Source organism: Bradyrhizobium sp. UFLA05-108 (assembly GCF_059803455.1).
This window is the reverse complement of sequence record NZ_JBANAZ010000055.1, coordinates 43618-66055: the sequence shown is the minus strand read 5'-3', so window position 1 is coordinate 66055 and position 22438 is coordinate 43618. Positions and strand designations below refer to the sequence as shown.

Here is a 22438-nt window from a genome sequence, read left to right as displayed (position 1 = left end):
GCACCGGCGGGACCTTCGCCGGTTCGCTCTGGCGCGGCGGACGCGGCATCATCGGCTCGCTGCGCGGGACGCGCGGCGGCATCGGCTCGGGCCTGACCTGCGGCTCGCGCTCGGGGCGCGGCGCGAGCGGCTCGGCGGTGAAGCCAGCGAGTGAATCGCTACGGCGCTCGGCGAGCGCAGGCGCGGGCCGGCGCACTTCGTCGGCGAAGGAGGGGCGTGCGGGCCGCGGCGGCGGCTCGGGCATTTGCGGCTCGGGCTGGTCGAGCAATTCGGGGCGCGGCGAGGGCTCATCCCAAGCGGCAGGTTCGGGCATCGGGGCGAGGCGCGGCGGCTCGGCACCCCCAGACCGTTGCGGCAGCTGATCGCGGCTCGAGGCGGCACGCACGATGTTGGGCTCGACGACGATGTCGGTCGGGCCGCCGATCATCAGGAGATGTTCGACATTGTCGCGCCGGACCAGCACCAGGCGGCGGCGCCCGTCGACGGCGGCGGCATCGATCACGGCAAGCCGGGGCATCCGGCCGCGCTGGGTGTTGGCGCCCAGCCGGTTCGTCGCGAATCGACGAACCAGCCACGCGGCCAAGCCGATGAGCGCCAGCACGACGATGAACGCTAAGATAAAGGTCAAAGGGCCTTGCATGCTTGTCCCCGGCAAATGGCGCTTGTCTCATGCGGCCAATGGTCGAAATCCATCCCGACCGCAAGCCCGCGACGCCCCAGAAGTTCGATCCCTTAACACCTTACGGCAGGTTCTGCCGTCCCCAGTTCTTAATAACCCATGAATCGCCCGATCCAAAACGACTTCTTGGGAATTGTTCCGGAGCCAAGCGGTTGGGTTAACGAGTGTTTTGGAGCGTAGAATCACGGGGGCGAAACCTTGGCGTCTCAACGAGGGACATCTGCCGCTAACGTCTTAACCGGCCGTTAACCATACACGCGGCAAATTCTGCCTAGCCCCGGGGGCCTGATCCCGGGGCAAGGAGCCGCAAGCCATGTCCATCAACGACCTCCCGGTGCTCTCGGCGCTTCGCACCAAGATGCAGTGGCACCAGGAACGCCAGCGCGTCCTGTCCGAGAACGTCTCCAATTCCGACACGCCCAACTTCCGGCCGCGCGACCTGGTCGAGCCCAAATTCGACAAGACCGGCGCGGTCGCCGGCTCGATGGGGCCGCTCGCGATGGCCCGCACCACCGCCTCGCACATGACTCCGTCCGGCGCGCCGTCGAGCTTCGACCAGAACAAGAATGCGGGCTTCGAGACACGCCCTGCGGGCAATGCCGTCAATCTCGAGGAGGAGATGATGAAGTCCGCCTCGAACCAGATGGATTACGCGGCCGCGACCTCGCTCTACTCCAAGAGCCTGCACCTGCTGAAGACCGCGATCGGCAAGGGCTAGAGCATGATCCGGAAAAGTGTGCAGCGGTTTTCCCTCGCGACAAACGCGGAACGCGTTTGCGCGGAGATCATGCTCAAACAAAGAGCCTAGCGGAGGCGCATCATGGCGAATGACAGCAGCGACTTCGCCCGTTCGATGGCGATTGCGACCTCCGGCCTGCGCGCACAGGCCGGACGCATGCGGGTGATCTCGGAGAACATCGCCAACGCGGACTCCACCGCCCAGAGCGCCGGTGGCGATCCCTACCGGCGCAAGGTGCCGACCTTCTCCTCCGCGCTCGACCGCTCGCTGGACGCGCAGGTCGTCACCCTCGGCAAGATCAAGCCCGACCAGTCCAACTTCCGCGTCAAATACGAGCCGAACAATCCGGCCGCCGACGCGAGCGGCAACGTCAAATATCCGAACGTGAACTCGGTGGTCGAAATGACCGACATGCGCGACGCGCAGCGGTCCTACGAGGCCAATCTCAACATCATCAGTGCAACGCGCCGAATGATCCAGCGCACGCTCGACATCCTCAAGGCCTGAACAGGAGGCTCACCGCCATGGCTTCACCGACGATTGCCGCCAATGCCTATGCTAATCTCGCGCGCGTGCTCGAAAACAGCGCCGCCGGCAAGGGATCGGAGGCGAGCGGCCCGTCCTTCGCCGCGCTGCTCAAGGACTCCATCGGCAGCGTCATGGAATCCGGCCGCAAATCCGATGCGCAGACGGTGGCCATGGCGAGCGGCAAGGCCAACGTGATGGACGTGGTGACCGCGGTCGCCGAAACCGACGTCGCCGTATCGACGCTGGTATCGGTGCGCGACCGGGTGATCCAGTCCTACGAAGACATCATGAAGATGGCGATCTGATTGCTCGCAATGACGGGGACAGGACGCCACTTTCCTCGCGATAGCGGCGGGGATGCGGCTTTGAATAGAGGGCGTGTGCAATGACCGGACCTGAAACGCTCGACGTGGCGCGGGATGCGATCTGGACGATCGTGATCGTGTCGTCGCCGCTGATGGTGGTGGGGCTCGTGGTTGGCGTGGTGGTGTCGCTGTTCCAGGCGCTGACGCAGATTCAGGAGCAGACTCTGATCTACGTGCCGAAAATCCTCGCGATCTTCGCGACCATGCTGCTGGCATTACCCTTCATGGCCGACGCGCTCCATTCCCACATGCTGCGGATCTCGTCGCGAATCATCGGCGGCTGAGGCAGTATGCGTGAACCATGCGCATCGACGTCTCGCTGCTGCCGGCGCTTGCCGCGGCCTTCATGCTCGCCTTCGCCCGGGTCGGTGCGATGGTGATGCTGCTGCCGGGGCTGGGCGAGACCAACATTCCGACGCGTATCAAACTGTCGATCGCGCTGCTGCTCACGCTGATCATCCTGCCGCTGCACCGCAACGCCTACCATGTCGACATGGGCTCGATCGCCTCGCTCCTGGTGCTGATGCTGCATGAGATCGCGATCGGCATCGTGCTGGGGGCGACCGCGCGCGTGACGCTCGCCGCCCTCCAGGTCGCCGGCGCCGTGATCGCGCAGCAGATGGGGCTCGGTTTCGTTACCTCGGTCGATCCGACACAGGGCCAGCAGGGCGTGCTGGTCGGCAATTTCCTGACCATGCTGGGCGTGACGCTGCTGTTCGCGACAGACAGCCATCACCTCGTCATCGCCGCGCTCAACGACAGCTATGCGATCTTCGCGCCGGGCGAGACGATGGCGAGCGGCGACGTTGCCTCGCTCGCGACGCGCGCTTTCGCCGCCGCCTTCCGCCTGGGCTTGCAGCTTTCCGGGCCGTTCCTGGTGTTCGGCCTCGTCTTCAATATCGGGCTTGGCGTGCTGGCGCGGCTGATGCCGCAGATGCAGGTCTATTTCGTCGGCGTGCCGCTCTCGATCTTCGCCGGGTTCCTCGTGCTCGCCGTGGTGCTCACGGCGCTGATGGGGACCTTCCTCGACTATTTCATCGGTGTCATGCACCAGATGATGCCGCTCAAGTAAGAGGGATCAATGGCGGACGACAACGATCCCGAGAGTCAAACAGAAGACCCGACGCAAAAGCGCCTCGAGGAGGCGCTCGAACGCGGCGACGTCGCCAAGAGCCAGGAGATCAACACCTGGTTCATGATCGCGGGCGGCACGCTCGTGGTCTCGACCTTCTCGGGCTCGGTCGGCAGCGGGCTGGTGACGCCGATGCGCAACCTGCTGGCCAATTCCTGGATGATCAAAACCGACGGCGGGAACCTGCTCGCGCTGATGCAGCAGATCGAAGTCGCGGTGGTCGCCGCGATCGGCGTGCCATTGCTGATGCTGGTGCTGGCGGCGATCGCCGGCAACATGCTCCAGCACCGCCTGGTGTGGTCGGCCGAATCCCTGAAACCCAAATTCAGCAAGCTTTCGCCAGCAGCCGGCCTCAAGCGCATTTTCGGCAAGCAGGCGGCGGCGAACTTCCTCAAAGGCATCGGCAAGCTGGTCGCGCTGGGCGCGGTCATGACCATGGTCCTGTGGCCGGAGCGGCATCGGGTGGAATCGATGGTCAAGCTCGACCCGTCCGCCATGCTGGGCGCCACCACCAGCATGACCATCCATCTGCTCGGCGCAGTGGTCGCGGCGCTCGCGATCATCGCCATCGCCGACTATTTCTTCCAATATCGCAGCTGGTTCCAGCGCCAGAAGATGTCGCTCCAGGAGATCAAGGAGGAGTTCAAGCAGTCCGAAGGCGACCCGCACGTCAAGGGCAAGATCAGGCAGCTCCGGCAGCAGCGCGCCAAGAAGCGCATGATGGCGGCGGTTCCAAAGGCCTCCGTGATCATCACCAACCCGACCCACTATTCGGTGGCGCTATCCTACGAGCGCGGCATGCAGGCGCCGATCGTCGTCGCCAAGGGCGTCGATAATCTCGCCTTCAAGATCAGGGAGGTCGCCCGCCAGCACGACATTCCGATCGTCGAGAACGTGCCGCTGGCGCGCGCGCTCTATGCCACCGTTGAGATCGACCAGGAAATCCCGGTCGAGCACTACCATGCTGTTGCCGAGGTCATCGGCTACGTCATGCGGCTGAAGCGCGGATTCGGCGCCGGACGGAAATAGAGCACCCGAAAAGTACCGGAAATGGCTGTAAACTGGGAATCAGCGTACGTTTCGCCCCTGCCGCCCTTGCGCCTGCGGGTCCGATTCAGGCAGGGAGGGTCCGTTGCGCGCGGTTCGCGCGTTCTTTTCCTGTCGACAGGCTGCGATGACCTGGGATGACCGCTGAGACCGACCACAACCTGCCACGCGAGTCTGTTGCGGTGCATGAGCCGCCGCAACGCTCGGGCAGCATCGCGCTGGTGTTCCTCGTAGCGGCGACGCTCGTGGCGGTCGCCGTCGGGCTCATGACACTCGGCCGGACGCAGGCGCAGCCCTATATCCTCGGTATCCTCGCCGTGCTGGCGATGGTCGGTCTGTTCAACCTGTTCGCCTTTGCCGCCGGCATCGTTCGTTTCGCCGACCGCAATCTCGACGATCCCATCATTGCCCGCATCTCCGATCATGCCTTTGACGGGCTCGCGGTGACCGATCCGCGCGGCCATGTCGTCTATTCCAATGCGGCCTACCTGACCATGACCGGCGCCTCCGGCCCGCAGGACGTGCGGCCCGTCGAGCGCGTATTCATCGGCAATCCAGATGTGTCGGAGGCCGTGTTTCGCCTGCTGAAGGCCGCGCGCGAAGGCAAGCGGCAGCAGGAGGAGGTGCGCATCTCCGGCCATGACGGCAGCCAGGGGCGCTGGCTGCGGATGCGGGTGCGCCCGCTCGGCACGGGCAAGCGCGAGGCCAGATATGCGGTGTGGTCGATCGCCGACATCACCCGCGACCGCGAGCGCCAGGAGGACGTGTTCCAGGAGCTCCAGCACGCGATCGAATATCTCGATCATGCGCCGTGCGGCTTCTTCTCGGTCAATCCGGCCGGTGAGCTCGCTTACGTCAACGCGACGCTCGCCAACTGGCTCGACTATGATCTCGCCGAGATCGGCTCGGGCGGCCTCAAACTCACCGACATCGTCTCCGGCGATGGCGCCTCACTGCTGACCTCCATCGTGGCGGTGCCGGGCGAAGTGAAGACGGAAGTCTTCGACATCGACCTGCGCATGCGCACCGGCAGGACCATGCCGGTGCGGCTCTATCACAAGCTGGCCTTCGGAGCCGACGGCACGCCGGGCCCGTCGCGCACCCTCGTGATCAGCCGTGCCCGCGACGAGCGCAGCGATCCCGACCGCGCCGCCGAGGTGCGCTTCATGCGCTTCTTCGACCACACGCCGATGGCGATCGCCACCGTTGATCGCGGCGGCAATGTGGTGCGGGCGAATGCGCGTTACGCCAAGCTGGCGCAGGGCCTCGGCCTCGACAGCGCCAGCAGATCGATCTTCCGCGCGATCAATTCGCGCGACCGGAACCTGCTGATCGCGGCAATCAACCAAGCCGCCGAAGGGAAGGGCGACATCGCGCCGGTCGAGGTGGCGCTGGAGGGAACGAAGGAGCGCTGGGGGCAGTTCTTCGTTACTCCGGTCGACGAGGGCGAGAACGACGCCGAGGCCGCGATCGTGCACATGCTCGAGACCACCGAGCGGCGTGCGCTGGAGAACCAGATCAACCAGTCGCAGAAGATGGAGACGGTCGGCCAGCTCGCCGGCGGCATCGCCCACGACTTCAACAACGTGCTGTCCGCCATCATGATGGCGAACGACTTCCTGTTGAACGCGCACAAGCCGACCGATCCGTCGTTCCAGGACATCATGCAGATCAAGCAGAACGCCACGCGGGCTGCGACCCTGGTGCGGCAGCTGCTCGCGTTCTCCCGCCGGCAGACGCTGCGGCCGCAGGTGCTCGATCTCGGCGATGCGCTCTCCGATCTCACCATGCTGCTCCGCAGATTGATCGGCGAGAAGGTGAAGCTCGATCTCGTCCACGGCCGCGACCTCTGGCCGGTCAAGGTCGACGTCTCCCAATTCGAACAGGTCATCGTCAATCTCGCCGTGAACGCGCGCGATGCGATGCCCGACGGCGGCAAGCTGATCATCCGCACTGCCAACGTCGCCACGGACGAAGCGGGCAAGCTCGCCTATAAGGGCATGCCGGCGGCGGACTATGTGCGGATTGAGGTCGCCGACACCGGCACCGGCATCCCCGCCGACATCCGTGACAAGATCTTTGAGCCGTTCTTCTCGACCAAGGAAGTCGGCAAGGGCACTGGCCTCGGGCTGTCCACGGTCTACGGCATCGTCAAGCAGACCGGCGGCTTCATCTACGTGGATTCCGAGCCGGGCAAGGGCACTTCGTTCCACATTTTCCTGCCGCGGCATCATGTCGAACCCGAAGTGCAGGTCGAGACGCCGGTGACCGGAACGGCCGCCGTCGCCCAGACGAACGGCGCGGCCAAGGAAGCGCCCGCGGCCGAAGCAAAGCCGCGCACCGATCTCACGGGGCAGGGCACCATCCTGCTCGTCGAGGACGAGGAGGGCCTGCGCGCACTCAACGCGCGCGGCCTGCGCTCGCGCGGCTACACGGTGGTCGAGGCCGAGAACGGCGTCGAGGCCATGGAGGTGCTGGACGAGCAGAGCGGCGCGATCGATCTCGTCGTCTCCGACGTCGTGATGCCGGAGATGGATGGTCCGACGCTGCTGAAGGCGATGCGGGAGAAGAACCCCGACATCAAGTTCATCTTCGTCTCCGGCTATGCCGAGGATGCCTTCGAGAAGAGCCTGCCCGAAGGCCAGCAGTTCGACTTCCTGCCAAAACCGTTCACGCTGAGCCAGCTCGTCGCCGCCGTGAAGGAGACGATGAAGGCTGTGTGAGGGCGTCCCGTCAGGTTGGGACAGACGGACCGCAATCCCCCCCGTCGTCCTGGCGAACGCCAGGACCCATACCGCGTGATCTATCGATAGAACTCCGGGGCGAGTACCGTCCGCCTGACCAAACCCTGGGGTAATGGGTCCTGGCTTTCGCCAGGACGACCTCAGGGAGGCGAGGTGCTTCCAAAAGCCGTCATTTGCGAAATTAGGATTGGCATCGGTGCCTGCTCGCAAATGATAGGTAATTCCGCACCGGCCCGCGACTGAGGGCCGCAGCCGAAGGTTTCGAAACCGGCTTCACTTTTCGGTTCCACTGACCATCTTAATGGCACTTCCCCATGCCGGGGATTTGGGAAACGCACATGAATTTCTCGTTACGTAGCCGGCGTCTCGTGAAGACGATGGCCGTCGTGCTGGCGCTGGCGCTGCCGACCGCGCTCGCGATCACCTCCGCCGATGCCCGCGTCGGTGGCGGCTTCTCGTCGGGCTCGCGCGGTTCGCGGACCTTCTCCGCGCCGCCGTCGACCTCGACCGCCCCGGGCACGGCCACACCCTTCAACCGCACCTATAGTCAGCCGGGCGCGAACTCGACCGCGCCGATGGGCGGCGGCATGTTCAACCGCCCGGGCGGCAGCATGCTGCGCGGGCTCGCCGCCGGCTTCATCGGCGCCGGCCTGTTCGGCCTGTTGTTCGGCGGCGGCCTGTTCGGTGGGCTGGGCGGCCTGTCGTCGATCCTCGGCCTGATCATCCAGATCGTGCTGGTGGTGTTCCTGGTGCGGATGGCGATGTCCTGGTGGCAGCGTCGTCACGCGTCGCAGGCGGCCTATGCCGGCGCCGGCGCGGGCAGCGGACCGCAGCCGAGCTATCGCAGTGGACTTGGTTTCGGGCTCGGCGCCAATAACGCGCCGCTCGAGATCCAGCCGGCCGACTATGAGGCCTTCGAGCGCCTGCTCGGGGATATCCAGACCGCATGGTCGAACGAGGATGTCGCCAAACTGCATACGCTCGCGACGCCGGAGATGGTCGCCTATTTCGAGAAGGATCTGGCTGAGAACCGCGCCCGCAACGTCGTCAACAAGGTCTCCAACGTGAGACTGCTGCAGGGCGACCTGTCGGAAGCATGGCGCGAGGACGTGACCGACTATGCCACCGTCGCAATGCGCTTCGCGCTGACTGACAAGACGGTCGATCGCAACACCGGCGCGATCGTCGCCGGCAGCGAGCAGCCGAGCGAAGTCACTGAGGTCTGGACCTTCGCGCGCCGGCCCGGCAGCAACTGGGAACTGTCGGCAATCCAGCAGACCAACTGATCGCCAGCCAATGAGGAACAAGGGCGTCGTGCCGCGGCACGGCGCCTTTTTTGTTTGGGTGCTTCACGTCGGGGCGGCGGAATAATGCGGCACGCCTCGGGTTCAAGTCAGGCGGCGGCCAAAATACAATCATAACTGGAGGAAGCGATGACCCGTTTCGTGAGACCGACGACATTCCCCAGCCTCGCGTTTGCCGTGGCTGCGGCAACCTTGCTTGCGGCGCCGTCTGCGCTGGCGCAATCGGCCGACATAACCTTCTTCGTCACCTCCAGCGGTCCCGGCAAGGGCGCTGATCTCGGCGGCCTCGATGGCGCCGACGCGCAATGCCAGAAGCTCGCGCAGGCCGCCGGCGCCAGCACCAAGACCTGGCACGCGTATCTCTCGACACAGGCTGCCGACGGCAAGCCGGCGGTCAACGCGCGTGACCGCATCGGCAAGGGGCCGTGGCAGAATGCGAAGGGCGTCGTGATCGCCAAGGACGTTGCTGATCTGCACAGCCCCGCCAATAATCTCACCAAGCAGACCGCGCTGAGCGAGAAAGGCGAGGGGATCAATGGTGTTGGTGACCAGCCGAACCGGCATGATGTCCTCACGGGATCGCAACCCGACGGCACCGCGTTCGCCGGTGCAGACGATCGCACCTGCAAGAACTGGACGTCGAGCACGCAAGGTGCCGCGATGGTTGGCCATCTCGACCGCCGTGGCCTGCGCGACGACGAGCCCTCGAAATCCTGGAACAGCTCGCATCCCTCGCGAGGACCGGAAGGCGGCTGTTCGCAGGCCGACCTGAAGAGCACCGGCGGCGACGGGCTGCTCTACTGCTTCGCGGTGAACTGACCGAAGGTCATTCCGGAGCGATGCGAAGCATCGAACCCGAATGCGCAATTGCGCATTGTGGGATCTCGAGATTCCGGGTTCGGTCCTTTCGAACCGACCCGGAATGACGGAGTTTGGGTCGCGTGCTACGTTCGCATCGGAATTGTCACGGGACCTCCTCATGAAATACGAGCTCTATTACTGGCCCGAGATCCAGGGCCGCGGCGAATATGTGCGGCTGGCGCTGGAGGAGGCGAAAGCGGCCTATGTCGACGTCGCGCGGGGCCCTCGCGGCACTGCTGCGATGATGAAGATGATGAAGGCGCATAGCGGCATGCCGCCCTTTGCGCCGCCGTTCCTCAAAGCCGGCAAGCTCGTCATCGGCCAGACCGCCAACATCCTGCTTTATTTGGGCGGCCGCCATGGCCTCGCGCCAAAGACCGAGGCCGGCAAATTGTGGGTTCATCAGCTCCAGCTCACGATCGCCGACTTCGTGCTGGAGATTCACGACACCCATCATCCGCTCGGGCCGTCGCTCTACTACGAGGACGCGCGGCCGGCTGCGAAGAAGCGTACGGCCGGGTTCTGGAAGGAGCGCGTGCCGAAATATCTCGGCTATTTCGAGGAGCTGCTCGATGCCAATGGCGGCGTCTACGTCACCGGCCGCAGACTGACCTATGTCGATCTCTCGCTGTTCCAGATCGTCGACGGCCTGCGCTACGCGTTTCCAAAGCGCATGCGCGCCTTCGAGGAGGAGATCCCCGGCCTCGTCGCTCTGCGCGAGCGCGTCGCGGTGCGGCCGAACATCAAGGCCTATCTCGCCAGCGAGCGCCGGATAGCCTTCAACGAGCAGGGCATCTTCCGCCGCTACAGGGAGCTCGACGCGTAAGCTACCAGACGCCCGGCAGCAGCCGAGGGCGCACGCGCAGCGCATAGTCGGCATAGCCCGGCAGGCCCTCGGTCAAGGTGCGCTCCTCGATGCGGATGCGGATCGCAAACAAGACGAGGAACAGCGGCGCCATCGCGACGCCCCACCATGAGCCGACCAGCAGCGGCACGCCAAGGAAGAACAGCACCATGCCGCTGTACATGGGATGTCGCACATAGGCGTAGGGTCCGGTCGAAACCACGTGCTGCGCGCGCTTCGTTTGCAGCTTCACCACGGGTGCGGCGAACGAGTTCTCGCGAAACACCCATAGCGTGAAGGCGGTTGAGGCGAGGTACAGCGCGAAGCCGAGCACCTGCAAGGCAAGCGGCATTTCGGAGACGCGATAGCGCCGTTCCAGCCCCATCGCGACCAGCCAGATCAACATGACCACGATGAATACGGCCATGAAGGCCTTGTCGGCGGCCGGCTGATCCTTCTGGATGACGGGTCCAAGACGTTCGGCGAGCAGCGCCGGGTCGAGCCGGTATAGCCACCAGCCGCAGAGCGGGCCGAGCAGGGCGGAGGTGATCAGCATCACCCATGCACCCGGCCAATCGAGCGTGCCGGCGCCGGCAAACAGCAGCGCGCCCATCGCGATGACGACGATCGAGTTCTGCAAGAGCAGTCTTGCGATCATGCGCGTTTCCCTGCAATTCGCACATGATGCTATCGCCGCTATCTGGCAAAGATGCGGCCTGAAGGGATCGAGAGCCGGGGTCAGGCGTACTGATCGATCCGCGTGCCCTGGCCCGGCGGCAGCGGCGGAGCCGGCGGCGGCTGATAACTGGAATCGGAATCGTTGGTCTTGGTCTGGTCGTCCTGTTGCTTGGTCGTGTCGTAGTTCGGCACCACGATCGCGATCGACGGCGGCGCAACGCTGGAAACACTCATCACGCAAATCCTCACAGATTGAAACACGCGAACATGACCCGCGGGAGCCGAAGCTTCCGTGAAGCAGATCGTTAAAATGCGAGGGATTTTTGGGAGCGGAAGGCTGAGGACGGTGGCTTTTGTCACCGCAATTGAGAGTGCCTCAGCAAGAGCACCGCTCTCTCCACGTCATTGCGAGCCGACGTTCGCGCGTAGCGCGGCGCGATGACAGGAAGCAATCCAGATCTTTCCGCCGGAGATAGTCTGGATTGATTCGCTGCGCTCGGCAATGGCGGAGTATGTGACAGGCGGCTTCGCGACAGGTATTCATCGCGCCCGCGGTCACCAGCGCGAAGCGCCCCGTCTATTCGTCCTTCGGCCGCGTGATCGCGATCGCGGCTTCGCTTTTGGTGCGCGTGCACTCCATGTTCAGCCGCTTGTAGCGCATCGATACCTTGTCGCCGCGCAAGATGCCCATGCGCTTCAGGCAGCGCGACGCACCGGTCGCGGTGTCGTCCTTCGGCAGCGTGAAGATGATCGCCGCCGCCGAGGCGATCAGATCATAGAACTGCGGCGTCGGCCGACGATCGCCCTTGGCATAGAGCTCGTTGGAATAGGTCTGCCCCTGCGCGCGACAGCCGAGCGACAATTCCTTCGCCGCCGGGTGGGTGAGATAGATGATGTTGGCCGCCTTGAAGTTGACCTTCAGCCCGTCAATGCCACTGCCGAGCTGTTTCGCAATATCGTCGCACTGGTCCGCACGCGCAGGCGAGGCGAGAGCGACAAGGCCGGTGATTGCGGCGGCGGCCAGAATCGCGCCGCGAACGTCGAATTTGAAAATCATGATGAAAAGCCCCTTCGGCGCTATAAAAGCGTCGCAGCGCGCGAAGCGCAAGGGTCGCGTTGGCGGTTGTGCGGGCCCAAGGCTCCGGTTCTTCAGAACCCGTAGATCGCCACGCCCACCGCAAAGGCAACCAACATCAACATGTTGAACAGCGTCGGTGCGCTGACGAGCAGCGTGGCGAGAGCAAGGCGCTGATTGCGGAGCGCGCAGGCGATGGCGCAGGCGGCCATCAGCGGGAAGGCGATGAACTGGGCCGGGGTCTGGAAGGCGCTGATGCCGGCGAAATCGAAGCCGTGCAGCACCACCGAAGGCATGTCGTGCAGCCAGGTCGTCACGATGATGGCGGCAAGCGCGAGAATTGCGCCACGCAGCCGTCCCATGGCCGCGCAGGCGAGCGCCATTAGCGCCAGCACGGGATGCGTGGCGATGTGCGCCTTGATCAGGAAACCGCCGAGACCCGGGCCCGGGATCTCCGACATGTCGCCAAACAGCGTCGAGACGTTGGATAGCCCGTCAAAAGCCTCCAGCACCGCGACGGCGAGAAGGACCAGCAAAAGACCGAACGGGCGGCGTGTCGGCAGGGTCGGGACCGGCACGGTGTCAGGTGTGATCGCAGGGGCAGGCATTCGTCATTTCGATTGCTGGAGGGCGTCCGAGAACCTTCCCTTTGTAGGAAAAGGGCTTAGAAGGGTTCAAACCTTGGCGCCTTCGTCGTGCCCAGCCGATCTAACCCGAGACCAGACCATGAACGCTCCCACTGCCTTTCCCGACCAGTCCCAGCCCGTTCCGCCCTACAAGCACACCCCGCTGTTTCCGCTGGGCAAGGACGAGACGCCCTACAAGAAGGTTTCGAGTGAAGGCGTGCGGGTCGAGAAGGTCCTGGGCAAGGACATGCTGGTGGTGTCGCGCGAGGCGCTGCGGGCTCTGTCGGAGGCGGCTTTCGGCGAGATCAACCACTATCTGCGGCCGGGGCATTTGAAGCAGCTCCGCGCGATCCTGGAAGACGGCGAGGCCAGCCCGAACGATAAGTTCGTCGCGCTCGACTTCCTGAAGAACGCAAATATCGCGGCCGGCGGCGTGCTGCCGATGTGCCAGGACACCGGCACCGCGATCATCATGGGCAAGAAGGGCTGCAACGTCATCACCGACGGCGAGGACGAGGCGGCGCTGTCGGAAGGCGCGCGCGACGCGTACCTCCGCCGCAACCTTCGCTACTCGCAGGTCGCGCCGCTGTCGATGTACGAGGAGAAGAACACCGCCAACAACATGCCGGCGCAGTGCGAGATCTACGCCGAGGGCGACGACGCCTACAAATTCATGTTCATGGCGAAGGGCGGCGGCAGCGCCAACAAGAGTTTCCTGTTCCAGGCAACGCCCTCGGTCCTCACCAAGGACCGGCTGCTCGCCTTCCTCAAGGAGAAGGTGCTGACGCTGGGCACGGCCGCGTGCCCGCCCTACCACCTCGCGATCGTGATCGGCGGCACCTCCGCCGAGCTCTGCATGAAGACGGTGAAGCTCGCCTCCGCGCGCTATCTCGATGCGCTGCCGACCCACGGCTCGCCTGATGGCAACGCCTTCCGCGACGTCGAGATGGAGCAGGAAATCCACAAGATGACGCAGTCGCTCGGCGTCGGCGCGCAGTTCGGCGGCAAGTATTTCTGTCACGACGTGCGCGTGATCCGCATGCCGCGCCACGGCGCCTCGCTCCCGATCGGGCTTGGCGTGTCGTGCTCGGCCGACCGCCAGGTGCTAGGCAAGATCACCAAGGACGGCGTCTATCTCGAGGAGCTCGAGCACAATCCCGCGCAGTATCTGCCGCAGGTCGAACAGACGCTCGGCGGCGAGGTCGTGAAGATCGACCTCAACCAGCCCATGAAGGATATCCTGGCGACGTTCGCGAAATATCCGATCAAGACGCGGGTCTCGATGACCGGCACCATGATCGTCGCGCGCGACTCCGCGCACGCCAAGTTGCGCGAGCGGCTGGAAAAGGGCGAGCCGTTGCCGGATTACTTCAAGAACCATCCGGTCTATTACGCCGGCCCCGCGAAAACGCCCGAGGGCTACGCCTCTGGCGCGTTCGGTCCGACCACGGCGGGCCGGATGGATTCCTTCGTCGACCAGTTCCAGGCTGCCGGTGGCTCGATGGTGATGGTCGCCAAAGGCAACCGCGCGCCGGCCGTGCGCGAGGCCTGCAAGAAGTATGGCGGCTTCTATCTCGGCTCGATCGGCGGTGCGGCGGCGAACCTTGCCGAGCACTGCATCAAGAAGGTCGAGGTGCTCGAATATCCCGAACTCGGCATGGAGGCGATCTGGCGCATCGAAGTGGTCGATTTCCCGGCGTTCATCATCATCGACGACAAGGGCAACGACTTCTTCAAGGAGTTGAACCTCGGCTAGTGCGCATCCGCGTAAGAGTTCACAAGGAATCCTGATCAAGTCGCCACGCGTGCGGCCGCGCCGTCGGCCGGACGCGCGGCTTCGATTCGTTCGGCCAGACCATTTCTGCCCGAACCAACCAAGGCTATTCATCTCGTGTCATTCCCGACCACAAGTCCGCCGCTCGCTCGCGCTCTCGCCGAGCGCAACTACGACCGGCCGACCCCTGTTCAGATCGCCGTGCTTGCGGACGAAGCTGTTGACCGCGACCTGCTCGTTTCGGCGCAGACCGGCTCGGGCAAGACCATCGCTTACGGGCTCGCCATCGCAAGCAATCTGCTCGGCAGCCTGGAGCGCTTCGAGCGGGCTGCCGCACCGCTTGCCTTGATCGTCGCGCCTACGCGTGAGCTCGCCTTGCAGGTTCAGCGTGAGCTCGCATGGCTCTATGAACATGCGGATGGGCGCGTCGTCTCCTGCGTTGGCGGTATGGATCCGCGCCGCGAACAGCGCGAGCTTGCCGCCGGCGCTCACATAGTGGTCGGGACGCCCGGCCGATTGAGTGATCATTTGCGGCGCGGCCATCTCGACATCTCGGAATTGAAGACCGTCGTTCTCGACGAGGCCGACGAGATGCTCAATCTCGGTTTTCGCGAGGATATGGAATTCATCCTGGAGACGACGCCGGATACGCGCCGCACGTTGTTGTTCTCGGCGACCTTTCCACGCGGCATCGTTGCGCTGGCAAAGCAGTATCAGCAACGGGCGTTTCGGATCGAGGTCGCCGGCGACCAAGGCGGTCACGCCGATATCGAGTACCGCGCCATCCGGATCGCTCCTGGTGATGTCGAGCACGCGGTCGTCAACGTCTTGCGTTTCTGGGAGTCGCCGAGCGCACTTGTGTTTTGCAACACCAGAGACGCCGTCAGGCATTTGCAGGCGGCGCTGCTCGAGCGCGGTTTTTCCGTGGTCGCGCTCTCCGGCGAGTTGACGCAGAACGAGCGAACCCAGGCTCTGCAGGCGTTGCGGGATGGACGTTCCCGCGTCTGCGTGGCGACCGACGTGGCGGCGCGCGGCATCGACCTGCCGAGCCTCGACCTCGTCATTCACGCGGATCTGCCGAACGATGCGGAGGTCCTGCAGCATCGCTCGGGCCGCACCGGCCGTGCGGGCCGGAAGGGTGTCAGCGTCCTGCTGGTGCCGCCCGCACGAAGACGGCGTGCGGAACTGCTGCTGAATCTGTCGGGCACGGACGCCGTCTGGGGCACGGCGCCGCAGGCGGATGATATCCGCAAGCTTGATCACGAACGCATGCTGAAGGATGCCGTGTTCACCGAGGAGGCGACTTCCGACGACCTGATGCTGGCGCGGGTCTTGCTTGCCGAGCGGTCGCCTGAGGATATCGCTGCGGCGCTTGCGCGTCTTTACCGCGCGCGGCTTCCTGCGCCCGAAGACATTCTCGATCCCGGTGAGGCTAGCGGCCGGCCGCGCGACGGGCGCGGTCGAGAAAACGCGAGAATCTCGCGCGGCGATGACCGTCCTGCCGCGTCCCGGTCGAAGACGGGAAAATCATCGTCGCGGCACGGCATGGCGGAGGCCAGCGTATGGTTTCGCGCCGCCATCGGACGAAGAAAGAATGCGGAGGCGCGCTGGCTCTTGCCGATGATCTGCCGTCGCGGCGGCATCGACAAGCGCGACATCGGCGCCATCCGGATCATGGACACTACCACCGAGTTCGAGATTTCCCAGCGGGTCGCGGAATCCTTCGCCGTCAAGATCCGGCGTCCCGACAAGGAAGACAGCATACGCATCGAGCCGATGGCAGATGCTCCTCAAGGCCAGGTGTCCTCGGACAAGCGCACGCACGCGCCCCGGCGCGAGACCGACGACATCGAACACAGCGCTCGTCGCCGCGACGATTCCCGTGACCCGGCAACGCGCAAGCCACGCGCCGAGGGCGGATCGAAATTCGGCAGCGAGGCTGAATTCGGCAAGAAGAAACGCCGGAGCAAGCCCGGCCACGCCGGCCAACCGCACCAGGCAAGTGCATGGCCTGCGAAGGGTGCTCGTGGAAAGAAGACAAGGAAGGACCGTCGCGGCTGAGGCGTTGCCGAACAGAGGGCGAGCGCGCTTGCGCGCTACGCCGGTTGTTTGTCATCTGCACTGCTCCCCGTTGCTGTTGTTGCGACGGACAGAGCCGTCGCAACAAAGAGGCCGGAGAGCACGCAGGGGTGAGGGGGACGGCTAGGCCCGCGTGCCGGTGAAGGGAAAGCTGCCCATCGGGCCGATGCTGGCTTCGCCTGAGATGCTGTCGCCGGAAACCGTGCCGGAAAAAGCGAGCGTCAGTGGCATCGGATTGGTGATCGAGATCTTCCAGGCGACATCGTCGCCGTTGACGCTTCCGTCGAAGATTTCGCCGGACTCGCCTTCGGCGCCCTGCGTGCCCGTCAGCGCGCTGCCTGCGCTCTTCAGCGTGAGGGTCGTGTTGCGGTCGCCCATCGGGGTGCTCAAGACGATATTCCAGTTTCCGTCGACGGCCATTCCTGTCTCCCTAACCTCTCCCGGCGAACCGCGATGATCCGCGGTCTGTCCAGCGCCGAGCGTATAGCCCAACTCAAAGCGGCTGCCTAACGCTCTCTTCGCCGCAGTCAGGCGCGGGCAGCGGCGCGCAAGCGGCCGGTGATGACGATGCGGAAGATGACGTATTGGATGGCGAATGCCGCGATCTTGGCGCCCATGGCGACGACCGAGACGTAGAAGCCCCACAATTTGAGGTCGCCGGTCGCGGCGACTGCGATGGTGCCGGCGCCGAGCGCAAACATCAGCGCGGCCCAGGCATAGCCTGCCGCGGTGACATATTCCGGAATGACGTCGGTCACGCGTGCCGGCATATAGCGCAGCATCCAGCCGCGCTTGAGCATGATCGCGCCGATCGCAAAATGCGCGATCGAGGGTTTTGCCAGCACGAAGCGCGGATCCTGGGTGAGGATGGTGACAGTGCCGAGCACGATGACGAGCGCGAGCGATGCGTAGGTCATGTAGCCGAGCGAGTTGCCCTTGAAGCGGGCGTAGATCACCTGCGCGATCGCCCCTGCAACCGCCACAGACGTCGCGAGGATGATGTTGTCGGTGACGAGATAGATGACGAGGAAGACGATGGTCGAGAGGAAATCGGAAGCGAGGCGGGCGAATACGTCCTTCATCGTCGGTCCTGTCGGTTAGGAAAAGGGCAGTGCGCTGGCGGGTGTACCGTATTTGATCTTACGATACTCGGGATACCATTTCGTGAAATACATCGCGCTGTTACGGGCGGCAAACGCCACTGCGAGGCCCGACCAGATCGGCAGGCCCGGCACGTAGAGCAGCACGACGTTGGAGGCCATCATCAACAGCGCCGCCGCGGTCCATGCGGCGGTAATGATGTAGTTGGCGCGCAGGAAGCCTGGCATCGCCGCCGTCTCGGCGGGGACCTCTTCGAGGGCGTATTGCAGCGTGAACGGATGGCGAGCCAGCATCGAGCCGAGCGAGATCACGAAGATGCCGGCATCGACCGACAACTTCACCGCGAGCGTGCTCAGCCAGGGATTGAGCAGCGCGAGATAGATACCGATGCCGGCGAACAGGATCGCCGATCCGGCGGCGAGGATCTTCACCGAGCGGCGGCACGCAACGTCGATTGCGATGGTGGCAAGGCAGATCGCGGAGGCGGTGAACACGCTGACCTTTGCCGATGTCAGGAACATCAGAAAGCCAAAGGCGCCGTAGGGAGCGAGGATCAGGAAGATTGTCATGAGCCGCCTCGATCAGGGCTTATCTTTACACTGTAAAGATGAATACGTCAGGCCGGGAGCGAGGTCAAGCAAAATCTTTACAGTGTCAAAATGACGTGAATGACCTGTAAAAAATGAATTGTTGCAATGGCTTGTGCCGACGCTTCGTCGGCAAGGTCGCTCCAGGGTAGCCGAGACAGGACCGTCAAGGCACACGTGATCAACAGGCTGATGGTGATGACGATCCCGCCGACGCGGCCGATCTGAAACCGCAGCGAGTTCGGCGTGGCGGACATGCCGATCGGGTGCAGCAGCCGCGACACCAAGAGTGCGCCCATCAGGAGGTGAATGCGCAGTGCGGATGCGCCGGACATTTCAATCATGGCGACCATCAGTGTGATGATCGGCACATATTCCATGAAGTTGCCGTGGGCGCGGATCGCGCTGCGCAAGCTCGTGTTGCCGCCATCGCTGAAGGCGGCCTTGTTGCTCCGCCGCAGCCAGATCACCTGAAGCGCGAGGACGGCGTAGAGCAGGGCGAGGACCGCGAGATAGAACGCAGTGATGGCTGGCATGTGCATGTGAGGCTCCCTGCTGAAGCACAAACGATCGTCATTCCGGGGCGCGCCATCTGACGCGAGCGCGGAATCCATCGTGCCGCGTCACGCGCGCCCGGGCACGTCGCGGAGCCTGTCATCGGGCCGCGCGTCGCGCGGACCCGTGGCTCTGCCCCGAAGTGACAGCGGATGGGCTCTACGCCGCTCCCACCCAGTTGCCATGAAAACCGTCGGGCACCCGGTGGCCGAGCTGCACGAGCGCGATGGGGCCTGCCTCGACATCGGCGGCGCTGAACACGGCGAGATCGCTGCGGTTCTCGCGGGCGCGCCAGACCACGGCGAGCAGCCAGCCATCGCCTTCAGCGGCATCTCTGGCACGCTCGACGAACACCGGTTCGGAGATGCTGTCGCCGGCCGGCAGCAAGTAATGGCCGAGGCGTTTTCCGGCGCCGTCGACATGCACGATGCCGGACAGCGCGGTGAACATCGGCAGTCTTGGATTGGCGCAGGCGTACCAGCCGTGGTTGGTTTTCAATCCTGCGCGACGATCATCGATGCGCGGGAATTCGCCGGTGAGATCGTCGAGATAGGTCTGCTGGAAGCGGTCGGTATTGCCGTTGAGCTCGAAGGTCCAGCGGCAATGGCGCGCGAATGATTTGTCGGGATTGGTTGGCCTGCCGTCGGGATGCGGAAACAGCGGCGCCTCCTCGAACTGCATAACGTCGGCGACGATGCGGTTGCCGTCCTCCCAGGCGTTCATGACGTGGAAGACGTAGCAGGCTTCAGTGCGGAACCAGACGATGTCCTCAGGTTTGCCGCTGCGCTTCATCACGCCGACATAGGCGCCTTTCTCCGGCTCCCAGGCGTAGGGCGGCCGGCCCTTCATCGCGCGCTCCATGCTGCCGGTGATGGGCAGGATCGGAAACAGCACGTGGTTCTCGGTGACGATGAAGTCGTGCACCATGCTGGCATAAGGCGCCTCGAAACGCGTAAAGCGCGTCGCCTTGCCGCCTGCGTCGATCGCGCCGTAGGAGAGGGTGGGCGTGAGCGGGCCGCTCGCATTGTAGCCGAAGAACACCATTTCTCCGGTTGAGGGATCGATCTTCGGATGCGCAGTGAAGGGGCCGGCGACGCGGCCCTGGTAGTTGCAGTAGCCGCGCGTGGCGAGCGTGCCGGGCTCGATCTCGGTCGGCAGATGACCTTCTTCGAGCGCGAGCAGCTTGCCGGCGTGGAAGATGACGTTGGTGTTGGCGACGCCGCCGTCGGTCAGGTGCGCAGGCGCGTCCGGCAGCTTGCGGCCGAAGCCGCCGAACAGTGCCCGGCCGGCATCGTGTTCGGCCTGCCATTTCGGGGTGCGGACCCAGCGGTTGCGGTAGCTCGCGCGGCCGTTTTCGAGATGGAAGGCGTGCAGCATGCCGTCGCCGACGAACCAGTGCGCGCCGGGTGCGTCGAACTGGGGATTAGGGCCGTTGCGATAAAGCGTCCCGTTCAATTCGCGCGGTAACTCGCCGACAATTTTTGGGAATGGCGCGTCGGCTTCGAACGGGATTGGCGCGCGATTGGCCGGCACCTGGCTGAACACATCCTGCTGCAAGGCGTATCCTCCGTATCTTTACATCGTAAAGATACGCTAGTGCCACTTCGAGCTTCGGTCAAGCGAAATCTTTACACTGTCAAAATGACGTCATATAACGCCAGTCATGGCCAAGACCGAAACCATCCGCCGCGCTCGCCCCAGAAAATCGCCGTCATCCGCCGCGAAGGAGCGGCCGCGCCGGGTCGCGAGCGCGAAGGCCGAGACGCCCTATCATCATGGTGCGCTGCGCGAGGCGTTGCTGAAGGCTGCGGAAAGAGTGCTGGAACGCGACGGGCTCGCCGGGCTGACGCTGCGCGCGGTGGCGCGCGAGTCGGGCGTGTCGCATGCCGCGCCGACCCATCATTTCGGGGATCTCACCGGTCTCGTCAGCGAGCTCGCCGCGGTCGGCTTCCGCCAATTCAATGCGGCGATGGCTTTGGCCTGCGATGCCGCCAGGACGCCGCTGGAGCAGGCACTGGCGCGGCCCAAGGCCTATGTCGCCTATGCGCAGGCCCATCCCGGCATGTACGGCATCATGTTTCGCACCGAACGGCTCGATTATTCCAGGCCCTCGCTGCATGAGGCCGCACATGCCTCGTTCGCGGGGCTCGCCAACGCCATCGGCGCGATGCGGCAAGAGCGGATCAGCGGCGATACGCTGACACTCGACCAGGCCGCAGCCATCGCGCGTGCCTGGTCGATGGTGCACGGCTTCACCATGCTGCTGCTCGACGGCCGCCTCGAGGACATTCTGGGACGGTTGCCGAAGGGTACGACGGCCGAGCAGCTTCTGGAGGCGATCCTGAAGTCGGCGGCGCAGGGGAAGCTGCCGCCGTCCTGATCGGAGGGGACCGCAACCCTTGCCATCGTCGTGCGTTGACGCGCCATGACGAGAACATCGCGGGCTCCCTGGAAACGCGCCAACCCGCGCAAACGCGCGGGCAAGGCGGCGAAGCACCTTACGCCCACGCAAGAATCGGCGGCGAAGGCCCGTGCCCGGCGCGCCGGCCGCCGTTATCCCAACCTCGTGGACAACATGCGCATGGCAGCAAAGAAGACCTCCAAGAAGAAGTCTCCCAGGTCCTCGAAGACATCGGCCAAAAAGACGCGTAAGCACACGACGCGCAAGCGCGCTTCAGCCGAACGCGAGAAGGATCCGCGCGGCGGTTTGACGGCCGCGGGCCGCAAGGCCTTCGCAGGCAAGGAAGGCGCGCATTTGCGGCCCGGCGTCAACAAGCCGGAAGCGGAGATGACGCCGCAGGACATGCGGCGCAAGGGAAGCTGGGCCGTACGCTTCTACGGCCGCAAGAAGCTGCCGCCGCTTGTGGATGCCAAGGGCCATCCGACCCGGCACGCGCTCTCGGCCCATGCCTGGGGCGAGCCAGTGCCAGAAACCGTCGCGGCAGCACGGCGCATCGCGGCCAAGGGCGAGCGCCTGCTGGCTCGCTATCGCCGCGCGAAGAAGGCTTAGCGCCGCGCGAGTTCGATCGCGCGGCCGCTGGTGCCGATCACCTTCACCTCGTCCTTGCCGCAGGTGAAGTCGCGCGCATATTGGTCGGCCGCCTGGCGCGCCAGCTCGTTGGCGTTCGCATTGGCCTTCACGTCGACACAGGCGACATGGCAGACCGGCCCCGGCGGCAGCCGCGTCACCGCGAGCATCGCCTTGGTGTTCGGCCGTCCTTCCTTGTTGAGATCGGTGCCGTCGGCGATGCGCCAGCGCTGGATGATGGCGAATGGTTTTGTGCCCTCGGCGCGCCATTCTACCGTGTGTTCGGTGGAGTTGAACGGCTGGAACCACACCTGCGCCGCCGGCTCTTTGGCGGCAAGTGCGCGGTTGAGGCCGATCGACACGACTTCGCGCAGATCGTCCTCGGCGATCAGCACCACGAGCCCGGCCTTGCCAGGGCAGACCCGCGTCGTGCTGCCGTCAAGCGCGCTTGGCTTGCCGATCTGCCGGCAATCCTTGGGCGCGGTCGAGGTGTAGGTACTGCCGAAGGATTGGGCGCCGGCCTGATCAAGCGCGACGCTGGCGAGCAGCGCAATCAGGCAGCCAAGTGTGACATGCTTCATGACGAAGCCCTCATGCCGCGGAACTCACCTCATTCAGACGTGTTCATTGTGGGGAAGGTTCAAACCGGGCCTCGAGACACCTGACATGGCCGCGGAATCGTTCTAGAAGAG

General features: G+C 64.6%; 25 protein-coding genes. 14 read left to right on the top strand and 11 right to left on the bottom strand.

Translation table 11 applies throughout. The features are described from left to right. Positions 1-640: flagellar biosynthetic protein FliO (locus SO140_RS32445; RefSeq protein WP_498543567.1), on the bottom strand; the 640-nt coding region annotated here is incomplete at its 3' end. A gap of 352 nt (positions 641-992) precedes the next feature. Between SO140_RS32445 and flgB the strand changes: the two genes are divergently transcribed. The 10 genes from flgB (at position 993) to SO140_RS32395 (ending at position 10225) form a co-directional block, all read left to right on the top strand. Further along, on the top strand, positions 993-1397 hold the full coding sequence (flgB, locus tag SO140_RS32440; protein ID WP_449377089.1) for a flagellar basal body rod protein FlgB: 405 nt from the start codon (positions 993-995) through the stop codon (positions 1395-1397). Between the two features lie 102 nt (positions 1398-1499). Next, positions 1500-1925, top strand: a complete 426-nt coding sequence (gene flgC, locus SO140_RS32435; protein WP_449377090.1) for a flagellar basal body rod protein FlgC — start codon at positions 1500-1502, stop codon at positions 1923-1925. Between the two features lie 17 nt (positions 1926-1942). Then, positions 1943-2251, top strand: coding sequence for a flagellar hook-basal body complex protein FliE (gene fliE / locus SO140_RS32430; protein ID WP_449377091.1), 309 nt, complete (start codon positions 1943-1945; stop codon positions 2249-2251). A gap of 80 nt (positions 2252-2331) precedes the next feature. Further along, on the top strand, positions 2332-2595 hold the full coding sequence (gene fliQ, locus SO140_RS32425) for a flagellar biosynthesis protein FliQ (protein WP_007612284.1): 264 nt from the start codon (positions 2332-2334) through the stop codon (positions 2593-2595). A 17-nt stretch (positions 2596-2612) separates the two neighbouring features. Beyond that, the gene (fliR, locus tag SO140_RS32420) at positions 2613-3383 is read left to right on the top strand and encodes a flagellar biosynthetic protein FliR (protein ID WP_449377092.1); all 771 of its coding nucleotides are present in this window, start codon (positions 2613-2615) and stop codon (positions 3381-3383) included. A 9-nt stretch (positions 3384-3392) separates the two neighbouring features. Beyond that, entirely contained in the window at positions 3393-4472 is a 1080-nt protein-coding gene (gene flhB / locus SO140_RS32415; protein WP_449377093.1) for a flagellar biosynthesis protein FlhB, read from the top strand. A 155-nt stretch (positions 4473-4627) separates the two neighbouring features. Then, complete coding sequence (gene cckA, locus SO140_RS32410) at positions 4628-7213, top strand: cell cycle histidine kinase CckA (RefSeq protein ID WP_449377094.1); 2586 nt, start codon at positions 4628-4630, stop codon at positions 7211-7213. Between the two features lie 335 nt (positions 7214-7548). After that, on the top strand, positions 7549-8520 hold the full coding sequence (locus SO140_RS32405) for a Tim44 domain-containing protein (RefSeq protein ID WP_449377095.1): 972 nt from the start codon (positions 7549-7551) through the stop codon (positions 8518-8520). Positions 8521-8667: 147 nt separating this feature from the next. Beyond that, entirely contained in the window at positions 8668-9357 is a 690-nt protein-coding gene (locus tag SO140_RS32400) for a lectin (RefSeq protein ID WP_449377096.1), read from the top strand. 160 nt (positions 9358-9517) lie between these two features. Beyond that, positions 9518-10225: a glutathione S-transferase gene (locus SO140_RS32395; protein WP_449377097.1), complete on the top strand. Its 708-nt coding sequence runs from the start codon at positions 9518-9520 to the stop codon at positions 10223-10225. A gap of 1 nt (position 10226) precedes the next feature. Here the strand turns inward: SO140_RS32395 and SO140_RS32390 are convergent, their stop codons facing one another. The 4 genes from SO140_RS32390 to SO140_RS32375 all read right to left on the bottom strand — a co-directional run bounded on the left by SO140_RS32390 (position 10227) and on the right by SO140_RS32375 (position 12604). Beyond that, a complete protein-coding gene (locus tag SO140_RS32390; RefSeq protein WP_449377098.1) occupies positions 10227-10901 on the bottom strand; it encodes a methyltransferase family protein in 675 nt (224 codons plus the stop codon). 80 nt (positions 10902-10981) lie between these two features. After that, positions 10982-11155: a hypothetical protein gene (locus SO140_RS32385; protein WP_449377099.1), complete on the bottom strand. Its 174-nt coding sequence runs from the start codon at positions 11153-11155 to the stop codon at positions 10982-10984. Between the two features lie 343 nt (positions 11156-11498). Further along, entirely contained in the window at positions 11499-11978 is a 480-nt protein-coding gene (locus SO140_RS32380) for a hypothetical protein (protein ID WP_449377100.1), read from the bottom strand. A gap of 92 nt (positions 11979-12070) precedes the next feature. Then, positions 12071-12604 (bottom strand): hypothetical protein, encoded by a 534-nt coding sequence (locus tag SO140_RS32375; RefSeq protein WP_449377101.1) that lies wholly within the window; start codon positions 12602-12604, stop codon positions 12071-12073. Between the two features lie 118 nt (positions 12605-12722). On the opposite strand from SO140_RS32375, the gene SO140_RS32370 reads away from it, so the two are divergent. Together SO140_RS32370 and SO140_RS32365 are read left to right on the top strand one after the other, a co-directional pair. Then, the gene (locus SO140_RS32370; protein ID WP_449377102.1) at positions 12723-14378 is read left to right on the top strand and encodes a fumarate hydratase; all 1656 of its coding nucleotides are present in this window, start codon (positions 12723-12725) and stop codon (positions 14376-14378) included. A 135-nt stretch (positions 14379-14513) separates the two neighbouring features. Continuing rightward, positions 14514-16457, top strand: a complete 1944-nt coding sequence (locus tag SO140_RS32365) for a DEAD/DEAH box helicase (RefSeq protein WP_449377103.1) — start codon at positions 14514-14516, stop codon at positions 16455-16457. 141 nt (positions 16458-16598) lie between these two features. Here the strand turns inward: SO140_RS32365 and SO140_RS32360 are convergent, their stop codons facing one another. The 5 genes from SO140_RS32360 to SO140_RS32340 all read right to left on the bottom strand — a co-directional run bounded on the left by SO140_RS32360 (position 16599) and on the right by SO140_RS32340 (position 20275). After that, positions 16599-16895 (bottom strand): hypothetical protein, encoded by a 297-nt coding sequence (locus SO140_RS32360; RefSeq protein WP_449377104.1) that lies wholly within the window; start codon positions 16893-16895, stop codon positions 16599-16601. A 107-nt stretch (positions 16896-17002) separates the two neighbouring features. Continuing rightward, positions 17003-17557 carry an inner membrane-spanning protein YciB gene (locus SO140_RS32355; RefSeq protein ID WP_449377105.1) on the bottom strand — a complete coding sequence of 185 codons (555 nt, stop codon included), beginning with the start codon at positions 17555-17557 and terminating at the stop codon, positions 17003-17005. A gap of 15 nt (positions 17558-17572) precedes the next feature. Next, entirely contained in the window at positions 17573-18145 is a 573-nt protein-coding gene (locus tag SO140_RS32350) for a hypothetical protein (RefSeq protein WP_449377106.1), read from the bottom strand. Positions 18146-18222: 77 nt separating this feature from the next. After that, the gene (locus SO140_RS32345) at positions 18223-18705 is read right to left on the bottom strand and encodes an MAPEG family protein (protein ID WP_449377107.1); all 483 of its coding nucleotides are present in this window, start codon (positions 18703-18705) and stop codon (positions 18223-18225) included. Between the two features lie 172 nt (positions 18706-18877). Next, the gene (locus SO140_RS32340) at positions 18878-20275 is read right to left on the bottom strand and encodes a carotenoid oxygenase family protein (RefSeq protein ID WP_449377108.1); all 1398 of its coding nucleotides are present in this window, start codon (positions 20273-20275) and stop codon (positions 18878-18880) included. Positions 20276-20381: 106 nt separating this feature from the next. Here SO140_RS32340 and SO140_RS32335 point away from each other — a divergent pair, with 106 nt between their 5' ends. Further along, positions 20382-21098 carry a TetR/AcrR family transcriptional regulator gene (locus SO140_RS32335; RefSeq protein ID WP_449377109.1) on the top strand — a complete coding sequence of 239 codons (717 nt, stop codon included), beginning with the start codon at positions 20382-20384 and terminating at the stop codon, positions 21096-21098. 45 nt (positions 21099-21143) lie between these two features. Further along, positions 21144-21728, top strand: a complete 585-nt coding sequence (locus tag SO140_RS32330; RefSeq protein ID WP_449377110.1) for a DUF6321 domain-containing protein — start codon at positions 21144-21146, stop codon at positions 21726-21728. On the opposite strand, the gene SO140_RS32325 is transcribed toward SO140_RS32330, so the two are convergent. Then, positions 21725-22327, bottom strand: a complete 603-nt coding sequence (locus SO140_RS32325; protein ID WP_474802693.1) for a hypothetical protein — start codon at positions 22325-22327, stop codon at positions 21725-21727. The genes SO140_RS32330 and SO140_RS32325 overlap by 4 nt on opposite strands. Positions 22328-22438 lie beyond the last annotated feature (111 nt).

What these genes read in the sequence shown, in the direction of transcription:
- SO140_RS32350 (WP_449377106.1), bottom strand. Translation starts at nt 18,145, where the DNA reads ATGACAATCTTCCTGATCCTCGCTCCCTACGGCGCCTTTGGCTTTCTG.
- SO140_RS32335 (WP_449377109.1), top strand. Translation starts at nt 20,382, where the DNA reads ATGGCCAAGACCGAAACCATCCGCCGCGCTCGCCCCAGAAAATCGCCG.
- SO140_RS32330 (WP_449377110.1), top strand. Translation starts at nt 21,144, where the DNA reads ATGACGAGAACATCGCGGGCTCCCTGGAAACGCGCCAACCCGCGCAAA.
- flgB (WP_449377089.1), top strand. Translation starts at nt 993, where the DNA reads ATGTCCATCAACGACCTCCCGGTGCTCTCGGCGCTTCGCACCAAGATG.
- flgC (WP_449377090.1), top strand. Translation starts at nt 1,500, where the DNA reads ATGGCGAATGACAGCAGCGACTTCGCCCGTTCGATGGCGATTGCGACC.
- SO140_RS32375 (WP_449377101.1), bottom strand. Translation starts at nt 12,604, where the DNA reads ATGCCTGCCCCTGCGATCACACCTGACACCGTGCCGGTCCCGACCCTG.
- fliQ (WP_007612284.1), top strand. Translation starts at nt 2,332, where the DNA reads ATGACCGGACCTGAAACGCTCGACGTGGCGCGGGATGCGATCTGGACG.
- SO140_RS32360 (WP_449377104.1), bottom strand. Translation starts at nt 16,895, where the DNA reads ATGGCCGTCGACGGAAACTGGAATATCGTCTTGAGCACCCCGATGGGC.
- fliE (WP_449377091.1), top strand. Translation starts at nt 1,943, where the DNA reads ATGGCTTCACCGACGATTGCCGCCAATGCCTATGCTAATCTCGCGCGC.
- SO140_RS32370 (WP_449377102.1), top strand. Translation starts at nt 12,723, where the DNA reads ATGAACGCTCCCACTGCCTTTCCCGACCAGTCCCAGCCCGTTCCGCCC.
- SO140_RS32390 (WP_449377098.1), bottom strand. Translation starts at nt 10,901, where the DNA reads ATGATCGCAAGACTGCTCTTGCAGAACTCGATCGTCGTCATCGCGATG.
- SO140_RS32345 (WP_449377107.1), bottom strand. Translation starts at nt 18,705, where the DNA reads ATGCACATGCCAGCCATCACTGCGTTCTATCTCGCGGTCCTCGCCCTG.
- flhB (WP_449377093.1), top strand. Translation starts at nt 3,393, where the DNA reads ATGGCGGACGACAACGATCCCGAGAGTCAAACAGAAGACCCGACGCAA.
- cckA (WP_449377094.1), top strand. Translation starts at nt 4,628, where the DNA reads ATGACCGCTGAGACCGACCACAACCTGCCACGCGAGTCTGTTGCGGTG.
- SO140_RS32355 (WP_449377105.1), bottom strand. Translation starts at nt 17,557, where the DNA reads ATGAAGGACGTATTCGCCCGCCTCGCTTCCGATTTCCTCTCGACCATC.
- fliR (WP_449377092.1), top strand. Translation starts at nt 2,613, where the DNA reads ATGCGCATCGACGTCTCGCTGCTGCCGGCGCTTGCCGCGGCCTTCATG.
- SO140_RS32400 (WP_449377096.1), top strand. Translation starts at nt 8,668, where the DNA reads ATGACCCGTTTCGTGAGACCGACGACATTCCCCAGCCTCGCGTTTGCC.
- SO140_RS32405 (WP_449377095.1), top strand. Translation starts at nt 7,549, where the DNA reads ATGCCGGGGATTTGGGAAACGCACATGAATTTCTCGTTACGTAGCCGG.
- SO140_RS32395 (WP_449377097.1), top strand. Translation starts at nt 9,518, where the DNA reads ATGAAATACGAGCTCTATTACTGGCCCGAGATCCAGGGCCGCGGCGAA.
- SO140_RS32380 (WP_449377100.1), bottom strand. Translation starts at nt 11,978, where the DNA reads ATGATTTTCAAATTCGACGTTCGCGGCGCGATTCTGGCCGCCGCCGCA.
- SO140_RS32325 (WP_474802693.1), bottom strand. Translation starts at nt 22,327, where the DNA reads ATGAAGCATGTCACACTTGGCTGCCTGATTGCGCTGCTCGCCAGCGTC.
- SO140_RS32385 (WP_449377099.1), bottom strand. Translation starts at nt 11,155, where the DNA reads ATGAGTGTTTCCAGCGTTGCGCCGCCGTCGATCGCGATCGTGGTGCCG.